Source organism: Flavobacterium sp. ST-158, assembly GCF_058309975.1.
The window spans coordinates 22514-40211 of sequence record NZ_JBZEEN010000005.1 but is presented as its reverse complement, the minus strand read 5'-3'; the positions used below and the strand labels follow the sequence as shown (position 1 = coordinate 40211).

The 17698-nt window shown below is 32.8% G+C and carries 18 protein-coding genes and 4 tRNA genes; 12 read left to right on the top strand and 10 right to left on the bottom strand.

Annotation, left to right across the window (positions count from 1 at the left end):
• Positions 1 to 238 precede the first annotated feature (238 nt).
• The 4 genes from AC4FRF_RS09110 to AC4FRF_RS09095 all read left to right on the top strand — a co-directional run bounded on the left by AC4FRF_RS09110 (position 239) and on the right by AC4FRF_RS09095 (position 2741).
• Positions 239 to 589, top strand: a complete 351-nt coding sequence (locus AC4FRF_RS09110) for a hypothetical protein (RefSeq protein ID WP_491159184.1) — start codon at positions 239 to 241, stop codon at positions 587 to 589.
• 181 nt (positions 590 to 770) lie between these two features.
• Positions 771 to 1247 carry a hypothetical protein gene (locus AC4FRF_RS09105; RefSeq protein WP_491159183.1) on the top strand — a complete coding sequence of 159 codons (477 nt, stop codon included), beginning with the start codon at positions 771 to 773 and terminating at the stop codon, positions 1245 to 1247.
• Between the two features lie 166 nt (positions 1248 to 1413).
• Positions 1414 to 2106, top strand: coding sequence for a hypothetical protein (locus AC4FRF_RS09100; RefSeq protein ID WP_491159182.1), 693 nt, complete (start codon positions 1414 to 1416; stop codon positions 2104 to 2106).
• Positions 2107 to 2189: 83 nt separating this feature from the next.
• Positions 2190 to 2741: a dihydrofolate reductase family protein gene (locus AC4FRF_RS09095; protein WP_491159181.1), complete on the top strand. Its 552-nt coding sequence runs from the start codon at positions 2190 to 2192 to the stop codon at positions 2739 to 2741.
• 338 nt (positions 2742 to 3079) lie between these two features.
• Here the strand turns inward: AC4FRF_RS09095 and AC4FRF_RS09090 are convergent.
• From AC4FRF_RS09090 to AC4FRF_RS09075, 4 genes are all read right to left on the bottom strand, one after another.
• Positions 3080 to 3164 (bottom strand) — tRNA-Ser (locus AC4FRF_RS09090).
• 178 nt (positions 3165 to 3342) lie between these two features.
• Positions 3343 to 3416 (bottom strand) — tRNA-Arg (locus AC4FRF_RS09085).
• 31 nt (positions 3417 to 3447) lie between these two features.
• A tRNA-Pro gene (locus AC4FRF_RS09080) sits at positions 3448 to 3522 on the bottom strand.
• A gap of 16 nt (positions 3523 to 3538) precedes the next feature.
• Positions 3539 to 3622 (bottom strand) — tRNA-Ser (locus AC4FRF_RS09075).
• 245 nt (positions 3623 to 3867) lie between these two features.
• Between AC4FRF_RS09075 and AC4FRF_RS09070 the strand changes: the two genes are divergently transcribed.
• Both AC4FRF_RS09070 and AC4FRF_RS09065 read left to right on the top strand, forming a co-directional pair.
• Complete coding sequence (locus AC4FRF_RS09070) at positions 3868 to 5046, top strand: acetyl-CoA C-acyltransferase (protein ID WP_491159180.1); 1179 nt, start codon at positions 3868 to 3870, stop codon at positions 5044 to 5046.
• An 11-nt stretch (positions 5047 to 5057) separates the two neighbouring features.
• Positions 5058 to 5819 (top strand): C40 family peptidase, encoded by a 762-nt coding sequence (locus AC4FRF_RS09065; RefSeq protein WP_491159179.1) that lies wholly within the window; start codon positions 5058 to 5060, stop codon positions 5817 to 5819.
• Here the strand turns inward: AC4FRF_RS09065 and ddpX are convergent.
• Positions 5812 to 6480, bottom strand: a complete 669-nt coding sequence (gene ddpX, locus AC4FRF_RS09060; protein ID WP_491159178.1) for a D-alanyl-D-alanine dipeptidase — start codon at positions 6478 to 6480, stop codon at positions 5812 to 5814. The two genes, AC4FRF_RS09065 and ddpX, sit on opposite strands and share 8 nt — an antisense overlap.
• A 363-nt stretch (positions 6481 to 6843) precedes the next feature.
• Here ddpX and AC4FRF_RS09055 point away from each other — a divergent pair, with 363 nt between their 5' ends.
• The 4 genes from AC4FRF_RS09055 to AC4FRF_RS09040 all read left to right on the top strand — a co-directional run bounded on the left by AC4FRF_RS09055 (position 6844) and on the right by AC4FRF_RS09040 (position 13203).
• The gene (locus tag AC4FRF_RS09055; RefSeq protein ID WP_491159177.1) at positions 6844 to 7923 is read left to right on the top strand and encodes a phosphatidylinositol-specific phospholipase C1-like protein; all 1080 of its coding nucleotides are present in this window, start codon (positions 6844 to 6846) and stop codon (positions 7921 to 7923) included.
• Between the two features lie 223 nt (positions 7924 to 8146).
• A complete protein-coding gene (locus AC4FRF_RS09050) occupies positions 8147 to 8596 on the top strand; it encodes a NanQ anomerase/TabA/YiaL family protein (protein ID WP_491159176.1) in 450 nt (149 codons plus the stop codon).
• A gap of 236 nt (positions 8597 to 8832) precedes the next feature.
• Positions 8833 to 11358 carry a PIG-L family deacetylase gene (locus tag AC4FRF_RS09045; RefSeq protein WP_491159175.1) on the top strand — a complete coding sequence of 842 codons (2526 nt, stop codon included), beginning with the start codon at positions 8833 to 8835 and terminating at the stop codon, positions 11356 to 11358.
• A gap of 123 nt (positions 11359 to 11481) precedes the next feature.
• Entirely contained in the window at positions 11482 to 13203 is a 1722-nt protein-coding gene (locus tag AC4FRF_RS09040; protein ID WP_491159174.1) for a sodium:solute symporter family transporter, read from the top strand.
• Between the two features lie 61 nt (positions 13204 to 13264).
• Here the strand turns inward: AC4FRF_RS09040 and AC4FRF_RS09035 are convergent, their stop codons facing one another.
• The 5 genes from AC4FRF_RS09035 to AC4FRF_RS09015 all read right to left on the bottom strand — a co-directional run bounded on the left by AC4FRF_RS09035 (position 13265) and on the right by AC4FRF_RS09015 (position 16913).
• Positions 13265 to 14107 carry a DUF2911 domain-containing protein gene (locus AC4FRF_RS09035; RefSeq protein WP_491159173.1) on the bottom strand — a complete coding sequence of 281 codons (843 nt, stop codon included), beginning with the start codon at positions 14105 to 14107 and terminating at the stop codon, positions 13265 to 13267.
• A 54-nt stretch (positions 14108 to 14161) separates the two neighbouring features.
• A complete protein-coding gene (locus AC4FRF_RS09030; protein WP_491159172.1) occupies positions 14162 to 14836 on the bottom strand; it encodes an HAD family hydrolase in 675 nt (224 codons plus the stop codon).
• A gap of 74 nt (positions 14837 to 14910) precedes the next feature.
• Positions 14911 to 15630, bottom strand: a complete 720-nt coding sequence (locus AC4FRF_RS09025) for a tRNA threonylcarbamoyladenosine dehydratase (RefSeq protein WP_491159171.1) — start codon at positions 15628 to 15630, stop codon at positions 14911 to 14913.
• A 27-nt stretch (positions 15631 to 15657) separates the two neighbouring features.
• Complete coding sequence (locus tag AC4FRF_RS09020; protein WP_491159170.1) at positions 15658 to 16311, bottom strand: TatD family hydrolase; 654 nt, start codon at positions 16309 to 16311, stop codon at positions 15658 to 15660.
• Complete coding sequence (locus tag AC4FRF_RS09015; protein WP_491159169.1) at positions 16311 to 16913, bottom strand: DUF1684 domain-containing protein; 603 nt, start codon at positions 16911 to 16913, stop codon at positions 16311 to 16313. The genes AC4FRF_RS09020 and AC4FRF_RS09015 overlap by 1 nt, the downstream gene beginning before the upstream one ends.
• A gap of 170 nt (positions 16914 to 17083) precedes the next feature.
• On the opposite strand from AC4FRF_RS09015, the gene AC4FRF_RS09010 reads away from it, so the two are divergent.
• Positions 17084 to 17443, top strand: a complete 360-nt coding sequence (locus AC4FRF_RS09010; protein WP_491159168.1) for a BlaI/MecI/CopY family transcriptional regulator — start codon at positions 17084 to 17086, stop codon at positions 17441 to 17443.
• 2 nt (positions 17444 to 17445) lie between these two features.
• The gene (locus AC4FRF_RS09005; protein ID WP_491159166.1) at positions 17446 to 17613 is read left to right on the top strand and encodes a hypothetical protein; all 168 of its coding nucleotides are present in this window, start codon (positions 17446 to 17448) and stop codon (positions 17611 to 17613) included.
• The last annotated feature ends 85 nt before the right edge of the window (positions 17614 to 17698 follow it).

Here is a 17698-nt window from a genome sequence, read left to right as displayed (position 1 = left end):
TTATTTTTACTCTAAAATCGAAGCCTGAAAACTTCGATTTTTTTTTTTATGTCTTTTCCAAATGAAATGAGTATTCTTGCACGAAATAAACAACCAAAGATTGCTTTGCCTGTTCGCTATTGCTAGGGTCGCAAATTGGTTTAGTTTAAAATGCCACGAATTCACGAATTTAATTTGTTTAATTTGTGAATTCGTGGCAAGTCTTTATTTTATAACTCTAACTATTGTTAACTAAAAAATGAACATCGAAGAACTCGTAGGCAAATTCCAAATTACAGGTAGCAATCAGGATGCCGAAGACCACCAATACAAAGGAATACTTACTTTAAGTTTAGACCACAACAAAAGAATCAAAGCCCAATGGTTCATTAACAACGAACAAGTTCAAAGCGGCAGCGGATTTTTTAGAGATAATATCCTGGTGATTAATTTTAAATACCTGGGGGAAAATGACAAAATTTTCAAAGGTGTAGTCGTGTATCGTTGTATTTCCAAAGATTTATTAGATGGTTTTTGGTCCGAAAAACACGGAGACCCACTCTATTTGGGAACAGAACGTTGTTTTAGAATTACTGACATCCTAAATTAAAACCGAAATTGCTTTTGTGTGTAAGAAATATTTTTATTTTTGTGTTGCGCATGAAAATATTATACGCAAAAATATATACAAAAATAAGCGTATAACATGCCAAAATAGAATTTAACTAGTTTGATTTATGCGTATATATGCTAGTTATGCCTCAGTTTAGAAAACCGAAAATCAGAAAACAATGTATAAAATAAAATATTTAGTTTTTAGTCTTTGTATTTTAATATTTTCTGCGTGTAAAAACGACAAAACTGGAAATATTGAAAAAGTCAACGACACGGAATTTACGTTGAATAGTTTTAAAAAGTTGCCGAAAGAAATCGATGGTTGCTCGTGCATATTTTCAAAAAACGAAAAAGAATATGCAGAAAACAACTTTGTTTTTGCGTCAAACTTTGACAGTATTGCTTTTGTGTCTGTAAATAATAAGATTGTAAAACTGAAACTAACAAGCAGAATTTACAAACCAAATACAGTTGAAAATGAAGATTACACTTGTAAATATGAAGCAGAAGAATACAAAGTAACTATTGAAATTAAAGCAGATAAAACCAAAAAAGACGCTGAAGAAAGTTGGTGGAATAAAGGTTTGATATTAATTGAAAATAAAAATGGTGAAAAAATAACACAAAATTTCATCGGTGAAAGTGGATGCTAAATAAAAAACCGAAGGCATAACAGCTGTTTTGAGCTAGCTGGAATTTAGTGGAATTACCGTTTCGCATCAAGTTTTCGTTAAGCCGAAAATTGAGCGATTACGATTTTCCAGCCATCTCAAAGCAGCAAAACGTTACCAGATATGTTGACAAAAACAGGAGAAAATAATGACCGAAAACCAAACTAAAATTAAGACAATTGACATTGCAACAGCATTAACTATTGGTGGAATATTATTATATGTTTTAGGTTGGATGTATTGGACAAAATATTACTCTACTTTAAATATAAATTCTTCATATATAAACCTTTCTTTTGAAAAGATTATCGCTACAACTTGGCTTTTAATATTAAATGTAATTGGAGGATTTATAATTTCAATTCACCATCTCTTTGAAAGAAAAGATAGTGACTTAGATGTTATTAGTTCAATATATGTTATTATCTGTTCAATTTTTATTCTTATTGGTTATGCTACGAACGATAATTTTTGGTACCTTCTTTTGTTAGCATTTTTTCTTTTATATGCTATATTGATAAAAATACTTACTAAGATTGGAATCAAATTTGGCAGAATGTCAAAAAATATTTTTATTAATGTTTCTATTATTTTAATCTTTTTTGCTTCAAGTATGTATTACAATTATAAAGGGGAAAAGGACGCTAAAAAATTATTAGATGAATACGAGGAGAATGTAAAAATTCGGTTGAATATAAATAATGAAATAATATCGGGAAAATTCATAACTTTTATGAACGACAAATATTTCTTAATCGTTGAGAATTATAAATGTGATAAGGAGTTAATAGTAATTAATAATGAACAAGTTTTCATCGCAAAATTTACTGGTAAAAAATAAAAACCCCATGCTAGCGCAAGCGTCACGCTTGTGCCCATAACAAAAAATCAAGTTAAGATCAACAACCTTTTAATTTGAAAAACATGAGAAAAGTAATTGCAGCCATAAACATGACTCTAGACGGGATTTGCGATCATACCGCAGGGATTCCTAATGAAGCTTTACACGATCATTACAAAGCGCTCTTAGACCAGTCAGGTCTAATCTTATATGGTCGTATTACTTACCAACTGATGCAATACTGGCAAACACTGCTAAAAAAACCTTCTGGTGAAAAATCAATGAACGACTTTGCCATAGCCATTGACAAAATACCCAAAATTGTTTTTTCAAATACCTTGAAAAATACTGAATGGGAAACGGCACAACTGGCCAGAAACGAAATTGAAAAAGAAGTTTTAAAGCTCAAACAACAATCGGGTAAAGACATTTTAGTGGGCAGTAGAAGTTTGATTATTCAGTTGTTCAACATTAATTTGATTGATGAGTTTCAAATTTGCATTCATCCGATGTTACAAGGAAAAGGATTGCCTTTGTTTGACAAAATAAAAGTCAGGCAATTTTTTAAACTTTTAAAAACTAAAACCTTTGCATCAGGAGCCATCATTCTGTATTACGAGCCGATAAAACAGTAAAACACCTGTAACTCTTTTATTCACAAGCAGAATCATTACCTAGGCTGAACTATTTTTTTTAACATTACTAAAATAATTCTCCTTCTCCATAACATAATCCTACATCAATTATCCTAATTCAAATTTGATATCTATTTCCTAAATGAATTCGATATAAAAAACAAGAAGATTATACTTTATCATCTACTTTACAATGGTAACCAAAGAGAACTTCCCTATTTTATTATATTAGAATTCAGAAAGCATTAAAACTTATGATTTTTAGCTACAACTACTAATAAAAAAACCTCAAAATCATAAGATTTTGAGGTTTTTGATGACTTTTGTAAGTCATGAAGCGGAGAAAGAGGGATTCGAACCCCCGGACCTGTTACAGTCAACAGTTTTCAAGACTGCCGCATTCGACCGCTCTGCCATTTCTCCAATATGTCGCTATCATTTTGTGATTGCGAGTGCAAATTTAATCTTTTTTTTGATTCTACAAACAGAAAATCATTTTTTTTGTTTTTAAAAATCAAAATACTACAAAATAATTACTATTTAGGTTTTGGTAACTCCTAAAATACAAAAAACCCCTTGAATTTCAAGGGGTTTTAATGTGTGATCGCAGAAGGATTCGAACCTTCGACCGCCTGCTTAGAAGGCAGGTGCTCTATCCAGCTGAGCTATGCGACCATTTTCTTTTAAAACTCATAGTAAAGTTTTGTCGGGGTGGCAGGATTCGAACCTGCGGCCTCCTGCTCCCAAAGCAGGCGCGATAACCGGGCTACGCTACACCCCGAAGGAAAAATATAAAGCGGAGAGACAGGGACTCGAACCCTGGCGACGATTACTCGTCGACAGATTAGCAATCTGCTCCATTACCGCTCTGGCACCTCTCCAAGCTCAAAGAACGTGTCTTGTTTTGCGGTTGCAAATGTAACACATCATCCCATTTCTCACAACTATTTTAAAGCTTTTTTTTATTATTTTTTTATCTTTTTTCTAAAAACACTAACAATCAATTACATAGATTTAAATAAATTTCAAAACTATTTTTGAAAAAGAGAATCAACGACCTAAAATATAAATTTTATACAAAAAAGAGTAAATTTGCTACAACTATACATTCAAACCATTTCAAAACATGAACAAAAGAGTAGTTATCGTTTCTTCCGCCAGAACTCCTATTGGGAGTTTCATGGGAGGATTAGCCAATATCACGGCACCTCAACTTGGTGCTACAGCCATAAAAGGCGCTTTAGATAAAATTAAACTAGATCCTACTCTGGTTGATGAAGTTTTAATGGGAAATGTAATTCAAGCTGGTGTAGGTCAGGCACCGGCACGTCAGGCAGCTCTATTTGCCGGAATAAAAAACAGTGTTCCTTGTACTACTATTAATAAAGTTTGCGCCTCTGGCATGAAAGCAGTTATGATGGCTGCTCAAGCCATTCAATCTGGTGATGCCGAAATTGTAGTGGCTGGTGGTATGGAAAACATGAGTTTGATTCCACATTATACACATTTACGAAATGGTGTCAAATTTGGTCCTACTACATTGATTGACGGCATGCAAAAAGACGGTTTAGTAGATGCTTATGACAATCAAGCTATGGGCGTTTACGCCGATTTATGTGCTACGGAATACCATATTAGTCGCGAAGAACAAGACAATTATGCCATTGAATCCTACCGTCGATCAGCAAAAGCATGGGAAGCAGGTAAATTTGATGCAGAAGTAGTTCCAGTTGAAGTACCTCAAAGACGCGGAGAAGCTATTAGCATTAGTAAAGACGAAGAATTTACTAATGTAAAGTTAGACAAAATCCCTACTTTAAATGCTGTTTTTACAAAAGGAGGAACGGTAACTGCTGCAAATGCTTCTACTATAAATGATGGAGCTGCCGCTTTAATATTGATGAGTGAAGAAAAAGCAGCCGAATTACAACTAAAACCATTGGCTTACATAAAAAGCTATGCCGATGCTGCGCAAGAACCCAAATGGTTTACAACAAGCCCTGCCAAGGCCTTACCAAAAGCCTTAGACAAAGCAGGAATAACAATAGACGATGTCGATTTTTTTGAATTCAACGAAGCTTTTTCTGTTGTTGGTTTAGCCAATATCAAAATCCTAGGCTTAGATAGTGAAAAAGTAAATGTAAACGGAGGTGCTGTTTCTCTGGGACATCCACTAGGTTGTTCTGGTGCCAGAATCTTAGTAAGTTTGCTTCATATTTTAGAACAAAATAATGCCAAAATAGGAGCTGCTGCCATTTGTAACGGTGGCGGAGGTGCATCAGCAATTGTTATTGAAAGAATCTAAAAAAAGAATTAATGTTCGGAATTTGTAATTTAGCCATCATCCCGCTTCGATTTGAACCAAGTGACAAAAGTGAAATTGTTTCTCAGGTTCTATTTGGTGAACACTTTAAAATACTGGAAAAACGCAACCAATGGTCTCGTATAAAACTACAATACGACGACTACGAAGGTTGGGTAGATGCTAAACAATACCAAATAATTACTGAGGCTAATTTCGAACAATTATCAAAAGAAACTATTATTCTTAATGCTGATTTAATCGAATATATTACGGCTTCTTCCAATACACTAATCCCTATTCCGCTAGGTTCTTCGTTGTCTTTTTTAAACAATAACGAAATCAATACTCAAAATTTTGAATTTGAAGGAACTAAGGTAAATGGCGTAAAAAACAAGAGAAACATTATCAATACCGCTTATTTGTATTTGAATGCTCCTTATCTCTGGGGCGGAAAAACTCCTTTTGGAATAGACTGTTCGGGGTTTACACAAATGGTTTATAAACTTAATGGATACAAACTATTAAGAGATGCCTCGCAACAAGCCACTCAAGGAGAAGCACTAAGTTTTATTGAAGAAAGCGAACCGGGTGACTTAGCTTTTTTTGACAATGAAGAAGGTAATATTATTCATGTGGGCATCATCATGGAAAACAACTATATTATTCATTCTAGCGGAAAAGTGAGAATTGATCGTATTGATCATCTAGGAATCTTCAATCCTGAAACCAACAAACACACGCACAAACTTAGAGTGATTAAAAAGATTATTTAATGGATTGACAATCCCATTTTTCATTGGCAACCTTATCCTTTAATGCCGATTGTAGATTATAATGCCACCATTCAGAAGGCAATGCATTAAAACCATTCTCAGTCATAATACTTTTTAATAAAAGACGATTTTTTTTAACTTTATCTGACAGTTTATCATAATTATGACTGGCTTTTATTCCAAAAAAATCAAAAGGAGTTCCCATATCCAATTCTTTTCCATTTTTATCTACCAAAGTAATATCAACCGCTCCTCCCCGATTATGAATCGAACCTTTAGCTGGATCAGCAACATATTCTGGGTTAGAAACAATTTTCCACATTCTTTTTTGAATATCTAATGGTCGATAACAATCAAACAATTTGATTCGGTATCCTTTTTTTATAAAAACTTTGTTAGCTGCAACCAATGCTTGAACTGTTTTCAAACGCAGCATACATTCCGCGCAATCATAGACTTTAGCTTTCAAGAAATTATCTTCGGTAGCATACTTCATGTCGTAAATAAAATCAGCACTGTAGTCTTTTAGATTCACAAAAGTGGTATCATCAAGTATTACAACTGTTTCATTTACGGCTTTTACTACTGTAGTTTGCGACTTACATGAAAATACACTCAATATAAAAAAACTACCTAAAATTGTTTTAAAGAAAAAATCCATACCTGCTTTTTTGATAAAATTAGAACATTAGAATGATTTTATAAATGAAAGACAAAAAAAATCCGCCAAAAAAAATTTTGACGGATTCTATAATTTAATCTCGTATAGCCTATTGTTCAATATAACCAAAGTTTTACTTGAAATCTTTTGTAACGTCTAATATTTTGTAGTAGCAAAATCTTATCTTTCCAATAACATAAAACAGTATTAAAAAATTATTAGATTAAGATAACATTTACATTACGATATCTTCTTTTGAAACTATAGTAAACTTAAGTTTACAATTATAATTTTGTAAAAATCAATTATTCTTACCCCAAATTAATGAAACCCTATAATTTTAATCATTCGAAATTAAAAAACATGAAATTATCTTCTCTACTAACTGTTATTGCTTGCACAGCAGTGTTTTATCAGGCATCTGCTCAAAATGACCAATTGAAATTAAACAAAATACAAGTTATTGGTTCGCATAACAGTTATAAAAAAGCCATCGAACCTAAGTTATTTCAATATCTAGAAAGTAAAGATTCTTTGCACCAATTAAAAGGCATCCAATACGAGCATATTCCTATTGTAGACCAATTGAATATGGGATTACGCAATCTGGAAATTGATATTTATGCCGATAGTAAAGGAGGTAAATATGCACATCCTAAAGGCTTAGATCTTGTTACGCCAAAAGAACCTTATGATGTTGAGGGTAAAATGAACAAGCCTGGATTTAAAATATTACACATCCCCGATATTGATTTCAGAACTTCTTATTTAACATTTGAAGATTGTTTAAAACAATTAAAAACTTGGTCTGATGCGCATCCAGAACACATTCCTGTATTTATCACATTAGAACCTAAAGATGGGAAAATGAATCAATTTGGTACAGAACCAGAAGCCTTTACATCTGAATTATTTGATCAGGTTGATCAGGTTATTAAAACTAATCTTGGAGTAGATAAGTTAATCACTCCTGATATGGTAAGAGGAAATTATGCTACTCTTGAAGAAGCAGTACTTCATGAGAACTGGCCAACATTGGCTGAAGCCAAAGGCAAATTTTTATTCATTTTAGATGATAATGGTAAAAAACGTGATTTGTATATACTCAATCATCCTTCGCTTAAAGGCCGAATGGTATTTGCAAATGCAAATCCAGGAACAGCTGAAGCAGCCACATTATTTAGAAACAATGCTGAAGATAAAACCATAACCGACTTAGTAAAAAAAGGATACATCATCAGAACTCGCGCTGATAGCAATACAACAGAAGCTCGTAATAACGATTATACTCACTTTAATGATGCCAGTAAATCTGGAGCTCAAATCATCACAACCGATTATTATAAACCAAGTACCTTTTTTAATTCTACCTACCAAATCAAATTCCAAAATGGCGGTTATGTAAGAGTAAATCCTGTAACAGCAACTGCTGACAAAAAATAATTAAATCAATATTTTAATCTAATAAAGAGGAGTAATTACCATAGCTTACTCCTCTTTTTCATTCCTTTTAAATCTATTTTATACTTCAAAAAGTAATTATCAGAATGAATATGCTACTTTTCTATTATTTTCAATCTACTATTAAATTTAAAAATGTATTTTTATTTTTTATTCCTAAAAAAGGATTTTTCAATTACCTATAAAATAAAAAAACAACTTAAAAATGATTGTAGATTCATTAAACAGTGCATCGAAATACTATGGTTTACATCCTGCTTTCGAAAAAGCATTCCAATTTTTAAAAGAAAATGACTTGGCTAATCTAGCTGATGGCGTTACCCAATACACCGATGATTTAAAAATCATTGTAAATTCTGGAAACGGAAATTCAAAAGAACAAAGTTTGGTTCACTTTGAATGCCATGACCAAAATATTGATATTCAGGTTTGCGTAACCGGTCCAGAAACCTATGCATGGAAACCTAGAGAAAAATGTGTGAGCCCAAATGGCGATTACAGTGACGAAAAAGACGTTCGTTTTTTCTTTGACCAACCCGATATGTTTTTTGAATTAAATCCAGGACAATTTACCATCCTATTTCCAGAAGATGTTCATGCTGCCATGATTAGTAATGGAAAAATTAAAAAAATTGTTATCAAGGTTAAAATTTAAAAATCTTCTCATTATAAAAAAACTACTTCTTGAAGTAGTTTTTTTCTTTTACAAAGCATTGATTTTTAATTTATTTTATATAAAATCCACTTTTTTTGATGCAAGAAAATTCTCGGTACATTTTTTGCTAGACTTTACATCTCAAAAAACATTCTAATATTCTAGAAAACTTGAATGATTTTATTACAAATAAATAATTATTACATTTGAATTTATTGCTATTAAAACCAACAAAAATGCTCAAAAATAGAACCTTTTTTATTTTTATATCCCTTTTGTTTTTCCAAATAACAACAGCCCAAAAACCACAAAAACAAAACGCTGTTGAAATTTACAACCAAATTCAGAAATTAAACTTCTTAGGAAGCGTTCTCTATATTGCGGCGCATCCTGATGACGAAAACACGCGACTCATTTCCTACTTAGCTAACGAAAAAAAAGCAAGAACTGCTTATCTTTCCTTAACTCGTGGCGATGGGGGGCAAAATCTAATTGGGCCTGAACTAAGAGAATTATTGGGGGTTATTAGAACCCAAGAATTAATTGAAGCTCGTAAAATAGATGGAGGTGAACAATTTTTTAGTCGTGCTAATGATTTTGGTTTTTCCAAAAACCCAGACGAAACTTTTGAAATTTGGGATCGTGAAAAAGTACTGGCAGATGTAGTTTGGACCATTAGAAAATTCCAACCCGATGTAATCATCAACCGTTTTGATCATCGCTCACCGGGAACTACTCACGGACATCATACTGCTTCGGCCATTTTAAGTGTCGAAAGTTATGATTTATCTAACAACCCAAATCGTTTTCCAGAACAATTACAGTGGTATGCTCCATGGCAGGCTAAACGTATTTTCTTTAATCCTTCGGTATGGTTTTATGGCAGTCAGGAAAAATTTGATGCTGCCAATAAATCTAATTTCATCAGTTTAGAAACAGGAGTTTACTATCCTGAATTAGGAAAATCTAATCAAGAAATTGCGGCTTTAAGCAGAAGTTCCCACAAATCGCAAGGTTTTGGCAGTACTGGTAGTCGTGGTAAAGACCATGAATATTTAGAACTTATTAATGGAAAAGCGCTAAAGGACAAAACCAATATTTTTGATGGAATTGATACCAGCTGGAATCGTGTAAAAGGAGGAAAAGCGATTGGTCAACTTATTAATCAAATAGAAAAGCAATTTAATTTTTCTAATCCTTCAGCTTCAATTCCTGATTTGGTCAAAGCTTATCAAATGATTAATGCCTTGGATGAAAACCATTGGAAACCAATTAAATTAAATGAATTAAAAAATATAATTTCCAGTTGTGCTGGTTTGTATCTGGAAGCTGCTGCTACCGAAGAACAAGTAACTCCTGGAAGTAGTGTAAATATTAAAGTTGAAGCTATTAACCGAAGTGCTGTTCCAATGGAACTAAAAAGCATCACTAGCTTTCCTGACCAAAACAATACTGTTTTAAATCATGCATTAGACAACAACATTCCTCAAAATCTATTGATTACTATTCAGCTAGCTGAAGATATTGAGTACAGCCAACCCAACTGGCTTAAAGAAAAGCCAACTACAGGTATGTATCAAGTTTCCAATCAAGAAAACATAGGTATTCCTGATATCATTCGCCAAGTTAAACTTGAATTCAACATTGCAATTGATGGAACAAATATTCCATTTGAACGTGTAGTTGTATACAAATTCAACGATAAAGTAAAAGGAGAACTGTACAATTATCTGGATGTTGTTCCTGAGGTAAGTTCTAGAATTATAGACCAAATTTCGTTTTTCAATGATGGAAACACTAAGAAAATGGCTGTTATGGTTAGAGCAGGAAAAGACAACATTAAAGGAGAACTACAATTAGAAGTTGGCGAAAACTGGAATGTTTATCCTCCCTATATTCCTTTTAGCTTGGACAAAAAAGACAACGAAAAAACTTTCTATTTTGATGTAACACCACCTAAAGAAGCCTCTGAAATAACTGCAAAAAGTTGGGTTCTTTTAGACGGAAATAAAAAACAAGACAAGGAACAAATTATGATTAATTACGATCATATTAGTAAACAACAAGTTCTTCTTCCATCGGAAGCAAAATTTAAAAAATTAGATTTAATAACCACCAATGAAAGAATTGGTTACATCATGGGAGCTGGAGATAATGTACCTGATTGCTTAACCCAAATGGGCTATAAGGTTACATTTATTACTCCTGAAGAGATTAACAGCCGTTACTTGAACAATTTTGATGTTATTATTACCGGAATTCGTGCTTACAATACCCTTCCGTTTTTAAAAACCAGACAACATTTATTATTGGAATTCGTTAAAAGAGGTAAAACCTTAATTGTGCAATACAACACACCTGACAAATCCATTCCGGCAAATATTGCTCCTTATCCATTAACGCTTTCTACGGATAGAGTAACCGATGAAAATGCAGCCGTGGAGTTTTTAGCTCCTAATCATCCCGTATTAAATTATCCAAACAAAATCACTGAAAAAGATTTTAAAGGTTGGACTCAGGAACAAGGTTTGTACTATCCAAACGTATTTGACGCCTCCTTTACTCCTATTATTGCTTCGCATGACAAGGGCGAAACTCCTAAAAAAGGAGCATTATTAGTAGCAACTTATGGTACTGGACAATATATCTATACAGGATTAAGTTTGTTTAGAGAATTACCCATGGGGGTTTCAGGAGCCTATCGTTTATTGGCTAATATGATTGCTTTAAAAACAACAGAAACTGTACAAACAGTAAAATAAAACACAAAGAGCATGGGACTAAAAAAAGAGAAAAAATGGAAAACAGATTATACTTGGGTACTCATTGCCAATGCAATCTACATCTTGGTATTTTATTTAATAATGAAATTATATTCTTAAGCCATGCAGTTATTTGATTGGATTGTATTAATTATCACCCTACTATTTATAGTTGTTTATGGTGCTTGGAAAACTAAAGGAAGTAAAAATGTTGAAGATTTTATCCTTGGCAGCAATGAAACGCCATGGCATACCGTAGGCCTTTCGGTTATGGCTACACAGGCCAGCGCCATCACTTTTCTTTCTACTCCAGGACAAGCCTATCATGACGGAATGGGATTTGTACAATTTTATTTTGGACTCCCCATTGCCATGATTGTTATTTGCTTGACTTTTATCCCCATATACCACAAATACAAAGTCTTTACCGCTTATGAATATCTTGAAAAACGCTTTGATTTAAAAACACGTTCCTTAGCTGCCATTTTGTTTTTATTCCAAAGAGGTTTGGGAACTGGTTTGACTATTTACGCTCCTGCCATCATTTTATCGGCATTATTGGGTTGGAATCTGACCTATATGAATATTGTAATTGGAATCTTGGTGATTATCTACACCGTTTCTGGTGGAACTAAAGCAGTAAACGTCACCCAAAAACAACAAATGTTTGTAATTATGTCGGGGATGTTTATTACCTTTTTTCTCATTCTGCATTTCCTACCCAATGATATGACTTTTACTAATGCTTTGCATATTGCAGGTGCCAATGGAAAAATGAACATTGTAGATTTCTCGACTGATCCTGAAGAAAAATATACCATTTGGAGTGGAATAACAGGAGGTTTCTTTCTGGCATTGGCATATTTTGGAACTGACCAATCGCAGGTAGGACGTTATTTATCAGGTAAATCTGTTCGCGAAAGCCAAATGGGATTAATCATGAATGGTTTGCTTAAAGTTCCTATGCAGTTTTTTATTCTGCTAACGGGAGTCATGGTTTTTGTGTTTTTCCAATTCAATCCTGTTCCGTTAAATTTCAATCCTAACAACAAGTTGATGATTGAAAAATCAAAGTATAAAAACGAATATCATCTTTTAGAAAAAAACCTAGAAACACTTTCCGAAGACAAAAAAGTAATCAACCTTTTATACATTGATCAATTGAATCAAGACTATGACAATCCTATTCTAAGAAAAGAATTGGTAGCCATTTCTACCAAAGAAAAAGATTTAAGGGATCATGCCAAAGAAATTATTCACAAAGCCGATAGCGGTAGCGAAACCAATGATAAAGATTATGTTTTCTTTCATTTTATCTTGCACTATTTACCCAAAGGATTAATCGGATTATTGCTCGCTGTAATCATATCAGCAGCTATGTCTTCTACAGCTTCAGGACTTAATGCCTTGGCTTCTACGACCGCTATTGATATTTACAAACGAAATTTAAAAGAACCCAAAACCGAAAAGCATTATTTGAATGCAACTAAATTCTTCACTTTATTCTGGGGAATTGTAGCCATTCTTTTTGCTTGTATTGGAACACTTTTCGAAAACTTAATCCAATTGGTAAACATCATTGGTTCTATCTTTTACGGTACTGTATTAGGAATTTTTTTAGTGGGTTTTTATATCAAATTTGTTAAAGCCCAAGCCATATTCTACGCTGCCTTTATTAGCCAATTGACCATCTTAATAATTTATTATTTTGCCATATTTATTTATCCAAGTGGCGAAGAAAAACTAGGCTATCTATGGCTGAATTTTATTGGAGCCATGATGACGATTGTGCTTTCTGCTTTGTTACAAGCTACTCTTTTTAAAAAAGTAAAAATTATTGAATAAACAAAAAATCCCATTTACATCTAACTGCAAATGGGATTTTAAATTTTATATAAAAAGAGTTTTATCTACTCCACTCTTCAATACTTGCTTTATTCATTTCTACATATTCTTTATTTCCTGCTGCTTCCGAAGCTGAAATAGACCATTTAGCAGTTTCTATAGCGCCTTTTTTATCTCCTTGTTTCGCTTGAATTAAAGATTTCAATCTCAAGTAATAAAATGGAACATTCTTAGACATTTCGACCGCTTTATCAATATACGATCTTGCTTTAGCAATATCTCCATTAGACTGATAATAATATTGAGCCGCTGTATAAAATTGTTCTGGTGTTGGTCCAGCCAAAGTTTTATCGATACTTGCAATAGCCAGTTTATTAGTAGGAACTTCAAATTTCAAAGAAACATAGGAGTTCTCCCAGGAAATATCCAATGTAGCCGAATTGGTTGTTAAATTGTTAATGGCCAAAGTAAACGTTTCTACGGGTTTAGTTAAAGCTTCCTCATTAACATTCACTTTCAAAGCTACTTTTGCCTCATCAAATTCTTTAGGTGTTCCCCAATTGTCAGTTGCCGTATAAAAAATGACATCCCAAGATTGAACATTAGGAATCGTATACAAAGCATACTTTCCTTTTTTTAATGTCTTTCCGTTAATCACTACATCATCACCAAAAGTAATTATTGAATTTTCATTAGCTCCCGTGCGCCACAATTGACCAAAAGGAACTAAATTTCCTAAAACCGATCTCCCTCTTGCCGAAGGTCTTGAATAGACAATTTCAACATCAGTCAAACCAACTACTTGTTTAACAACAGCTTTTGGACTCATTTCTGGAATTCTAACCTGAGCTTCAATACTTAAATGAGAAACAATAAGGAATAAAACAATACATACTCTTTTCATAATTCTGTAACTTTTTTAATATTCAAATTTACAACATCTGCATTACAGCAGCTGTTAATTATTGCATAATTTAGAATCTATTTCTTTAACAACTGCATAATTTAATTCGTTAAAATGATTCACCACAAAATCAGCCTGAGATAAATCCTGATTTTTTGAATGTTCACTATTGTAACCTATACACAAAATTCCTGCCGCTTTTCCGGCAATAATTCCATTTGTGCTATCTTCTATGATAATACAATTTTCTTTAGGAGCAATCGATAAACTTGCTGCATGTTCAAAAATAGCAGGATGTGGTTTGGATTTTGGAAAATCTTCTCCACTGACTTTATGTGTGAAATAATCATGCAATTTAAATCGGTTAAAGATGCGTTCGATTGTCACCTTTGATGCCGAAGAAGCTAAAATCATTTGCACACCATTTTGATGTAAATCTTCTATCAAACTACGAACACCAGCCAATAATTCTAAATCCTCTTTGGTATCGAAAGCATCATTAAAAATACTGCGTTTTCTTAGAATCAAATCTTCAACATCTTGTTCCAGTTGAAAAATATCTTTTAACTTTTGGAAAATATTTCGGGTAGAATTACCAGTAAACGAAGTATATAACTCTTCACTTACTTCGATATTTAATTCTTTAAATTGTTTATAATAAGCATAACGATGTACGGGTTCTGTATCCACTATTACGCCGTCCATGTCAAAAATTACAGTTTGTATCATATTTTTTTTTTAGATTTTTAGTTCTTAGTACTTAGTAAAATGTTTAAAGTTCGTATCTAAGAACGAGTTACGAGTTACTCTTTTTTAATAATATAACGAATTACAGTTTCGGCAGCATGTAAACCAAATAAACCCGGCATATAACTGTTAGTTCCATAAAACGATTTTTTATAATTAGAACCATCTGTTCTTTTTACACTACCTTCATCTGGTTTTTCCAACGAAAATACAGCTTTAACTCCCCTGCTAACTCCCATTTTTTTCAAGCGTTTTCGAACTACTTTTGCCAGTGGACAAACATCAGTTTTGCTAATATCTTTTACAACCACTTTACTGGCCTGCATCTTTCCACCAGCACCCATATTAGAAATAATTTTCACCCCTTTTTTCTTAGCTCCTACAATCAAATTCAATTTTGGAGTAATACTATCAATGCAATCTAAAACATAATCAAAGTCGGTACTTACAATTTCGAAAGCACGTTCCGGAGAAAGAAATTCCTGTACACGAGTCAATTGCAACTCTGGGTTAATATCCATCAATCTGTCTCCTACGATGCTAATTTTAGGTTCGCCCACAGTAGAATGCAAAGCCGGTAATTGTCGGTTAATATTAGTTATATCCACCACATCGCCATCAACAATGGTCATTTTTCCCACTCCTGCTCTGGCTAAAAATTCAGCCGCAAAAGAGCCCACACCACCTAATCCTACTACAAGTATGTGTGCCTTTTGTAATTTTTCTAATCCTTCTTTTCTAAATAATAATTCAGCTCTTTCGGTCCACTCAGCCATAATTAAAAAATCTATTCGTTTATTGGTTTATTTGTTGTTTTTAAAAACAGTATCAAAATTATTCGAAATAATCTGCTGTAATTCCGCTACTGTTATCTGTTTATATTTTGCTGCCAAAGCATAGACTTCTTCAATAGTATAATCTGAAGTATCGGTTTCCAGAAAAAAACGATTCTCAGCAACACTATTAAAAACCAATTCTAATTCGGGATTAGTCAATAAATACCTTCCAAAAGAAAGATAAAATCCATTATTCAGAAGTTGTTTGGCCAACTGTTCTTTTTTTGAAAATCCATGAATCACGATAGGAGTTGTTAGCTTCAATTTGTTCTTTAATTCTATCAATTCCTGAAAAGCATGTACACAATGAATTACAATAGCTTTCTGATGTTTTTCTGCCAATACAAATTGTCTTTCTAAAACCTGTAGCTGTATTTCAAAAGCAGTCTCACTGCATTTATCCAAACCACATTCGCCTATTGCCAAACATTCGGGCAAAACGATTTTTTGTTCCAAAATATCAAAATCGCTTTCCAGTCGGTTTTCATCAATGTACAAAGGATGAATCCCAATAGAGTAATTCGAAATTGTCTGATCAAACTCCTGCGGATATTGATTGACTAATTCTAAAATTTTAGCATCATTCGTAAATTGATGGGTATGTAAATTAAAGTACTGCATTAGTCGTGAAATTTTTTAACACCGGCTCGAATAGCCACTTTTAAATCGTTATCTAGGGGTACTCTTGGGCAGGAATAGCGATGACTATAAGCACAATACGGATTATAAGAAGTATTAAAATCAATAGCAATGGTATTTCCTTTTGGTACTTTTAAATCAATATATTTACCTCCTATGTAACTTTCTTTACCCGAAGTTTCATCAAAGAAAGGCAAAAATAAATCGTTTTTATACTTAGGATTTTTTGAGAATTCAACATCTTGGTAGACATTCAGTTTGCATTTTTTTCCATCGATTTCAAAATGCACTTCTCCATATTTTTTAAAAAGAGGTTGTCTATCTGTCGATGTTGCCATTTTAAATGGCTTTTCTTTAGGCGTTCGCACTAATTTAGCCACTACAAAATATTTTTCACTAACAGGATAAAAATCTAGGGTTTTAAAAGTAGCCAAATCTTCCGCTTCTAACGGACTGGTTTTAGGATTAGCATATTCTTTATTTAATTCTTCCTGATATTTTTTGGCCTCAGTCCTATCAAATTTTTCTTGGTTAAAGCCAAAAATACTTTGCAACAAAATAAATGCCATTAGAATACACCTCATCTTCAAATTTTTATGCAAAAATAGCTTAAAAGTTAGAAAGCCACAAAGTCTGAAACAGATAAAATGAAATATACAACAAGCTTTAAAAACTAAAATTTTAGTTAAATAACTATAAAAATAGTTGTTAAACTAAAAATATAGTTATATAATTGTATTCAAATTAAATCACTATGGAAAAGCTAACTAACAAAGAAGAAGAAATCATGCAAATATTATGGAAGCTGGAAAAAGCTTTTGTGAAAGAAGTCATGACCGAAATTAAAGACGAAAAGCCGCACTATAACACGCTTTCTACTATTATTAGAAATCTGGAAGAAAAAGGATATGTGTCTTATAATGCTTTTGGCAAAACGCATCAGTACTACCCTATTGTAAAAATGGAAGACTATCGCAAAAAGTTTATGAACACTGCTATCGAAACTTATTTTAATAGTTCGTATAAAAACATGGTTTCCTTTTTTGCCAAAGAAGAAAAAATATCTGCTGATGAATTAAGAGAAATTTTAGCCATGATTGAGAAAAAAGAATAACTATGGAAAATGTATTTATTTACTTCATCAAAGCAAGTGGCTTAATTGGAATTTTCTATCTGGCTTATGTGTTGCTCTTAAGAAAAGAAACTTTCTTCAATGGAAATAGATGGTTTTTATTGTCGGGATTAATTACTGCAGCAATATTACCATTGGTTGTTTTTACTTAAATTGTTTGGATAGAACCAACAACAGATTCATTCGATTGGTCTAATATTCCTTTGACCGCAAATACAACTGCTATCCAAAATACAA

Excerpts from the sequence above, each read along its gene's own strand:
- AC4FRF_RS09110 (WP_491159184.1), top strand. The coding sequence starts at position 239 with ATGAACATCGAAGAACTCGTAGGCAAATTCCAAATTACAGGTAGCAAT.
- AC4FRF_RS09105 (WP_491159183.1), top strand. The coding sequence starts at position 771 with ATGTATAAAATAAAATATTTAGTTTTTAGTCTTTGTATTTTAATATTT.
- AC4FRF_RS09100 (WP_491159182.1), top strand. The coding sequence starts at position 1,414 with ATGACCGAAAACCAAACTAAAATTAAGACAATTGACATTGCAACAGCA.
- AC4FRF_RS09095 (WP_491159181.1), top strand. The coding sequence starts at position 2,190 with ATGAGAAAAGTAATTGCAGCCATAAACATGACTCTAGACGGGATTTGC.
- AC4FRF_RS09070 (WP_491159180.1), top strand. The coding sequence starts at position 3,868 with ATGAACAAAAGAGTAGTTATCGTTTCTTCCGCCAGAACTCCTATTGGG.
- AC4FRF_RS09065 (WP_491159179.1), top strand. The coding sequence starts at position 5,058 with ATGTTCGGAATTTGTAATTTAGCCATCATCCCGCTTCGATTTGAACCA.
- ddpX (WP_491159178.1), bottom strand. The coding sequence starts at position 6,480 with ATGGATTTTTTCTTTAAAACAATTTTAGGTAGTTTTTTTATATTGAGT.
- AC4FRF_RS09055 (WP_491159177.1), top strand. The coding sequence starts at position 6,844 with ATGAAATTATCTTCTCTACTAACTGTTATTGCTTGCACAGCAGTGTTT.
- AC4FRF_RS09050 (WP_491159176.1), top strand. The coding sequence starts at position 8,147 with ATGATTGTAGATTCATTAAACAGTGCATCGAAATACTATGGTTTACAT.
- AC4FRF_RS09045 (WP_491159175.1), top strand. The coding sequence starts at position 8,833 with ATGCTCAAAAATAGAACCTTTTTTATTTTTATATCCCTTTTGTTTTTC.
- AC4FRF_RS09040 (WP_491159174.1), top strand. The coding sequence starts at position 11,482 with ATGCAGTTATTTGATTGGATTGTATTAATTATCACCCTACTATTTATA.
- AC4FRF_RS09035 (WP_491159173.1), bottom strand. The coding sequence starts at position 14,107 with ATGAAAAGAGTATGTATTGTTTTATTCCTTATTGTTTCTCATTTAAGT.
- AC4FRF_RS09030 (WP_491159172.1), bottom strand. The coding sequence starts at position 14,836 with ATGATACAAACTGTAATTTTTGACATGGACGGCGTAATAGTGGATACA.
- AC4FRF_RS09025 (WP_491159171.1), bottom strand. The coding sequence starts at position 15,630 with ATGGCTGAGTGGACCGAAAGAGCTGAATTATTATTTAGAAAAGAAGGA.
- AC4FRF_RS09020 (WP_491159170.1), bottom strand. The coding sequence starts at position 16,311 with ATGCAGTACTTTAATTTACATACCCATCAATTTACGAATGATGCTAAA.
- AC4FRF_RS09015 (WP_491159169.1), bottom strand. The coding sequence starts at position 16,913 with ATGAGGTGTATTCTAATGGCATTTATTTTGTTGCAAAGTATTTTTGGC.
- AC4FRF_RS09010 (WP_491159168.1), top strand. The coding sequence starts at position 17,084 with ATGGAAAAGCTAACTAACAAAGAAGAAGAAATCATGCAAATATTATGG.
- AC4FRF_RS09005 (WP_491159166.1), top strand. The coding sequence starts at position 17,446 with ATGGAAAATGTATTTATTTACTTCATCAAAGCAAGTGGCTTAATTGGA.